Raw genomic sequence first — 574 nt, forward strand, 5'->3', positions numbered from 1 at the left:
TGCAAGTATACAAAGTGATAAAAAACCTATTGACAAAACAGGCATTGGGGAGTATAATAATTAAGCTGTCTGATGACGCAGACAAATGCTTCACAGAAACATCTATGAAGCTCAAGGCACACAAAGCTTGGAACTTTTCCGTGGCTGGAGACTTTTCCCCACCGTGTGCAACGTCAACTACGAGGCGTAACTCAGTTTGGTAGAGTGCTTGGTTTGGGACCAAGATGCCGCAGGTTCAAGTCCTGTCGCCTCGACCACTTTATTAAAAAAATGAAAACAAAATAAAAAATGCTTGACAAGTGCTTGGAGATATGATATAATAGATATCGTCAGTTCGACAGATCAAGCAATACAAGCTGGTGTAGCTCAGTTGGTAGAGCAGCTGATTTGTAATCAGCAGGTCGGGGGTTCGAGTCCGTCCACCAGCTCCATTATTTTGTTTTCATTCATATGGGAGAATTCCCGAGTGGCCAAAGGGGGCAGACTGTAAATCTGTTGCTTCTAGCTTCGGTGGTTCGAATCCACCTTCTCCCACCAAAAAGCTCGCAGACTTCTGCGGGCTTTTTTGATGCTT

Annotated in this window: 3 tRNA genes; all 3 read left to right on the forward strand. The window is 44.3% G+C overall.

Annotation, left to right across the window (positions count from 1 at the left end):
• Window positions 1-180: 180 nt before the first annotated feature.
• The 3 genes from QVO88_RS05925 to QVO88_RS05935 all read left to right on the forward strand — a co-directional run bounded on the left by QVO88_RS05925 (window position 181) and on the right by QVO88_RS05935 (window position 537).
• Window positions 181-257: transfer RNA gene (locus QVO88_RS05925), tRNA-Pro, on the forward strand.
• A 98-nt stretch (window positions 258-355) separates the two neighbouring features.
• Window positions 356-431: transfer RNA gene (locus QVO88_RS05930), tRNA-Thr, on the forward strand.
• 21 nt (window positions 432-452) lie between these two features.
• Window positions 453-537, forward strand: a tRNA-Tyr gene (locus QVO88_RS05935).
• Window positions 538-574: the final 37 nt, after the last annotated feature.

The sequence above is a fragment of the Ruminococcus sp. CAG:57 genome, from assembly GCF_000435935.1.
GTDB lineage: Bacteria > Bacillota > Clostridia > Oscillospirales > Ruminococcaceae > Hominimerdicola > Hominimerdicola aceti.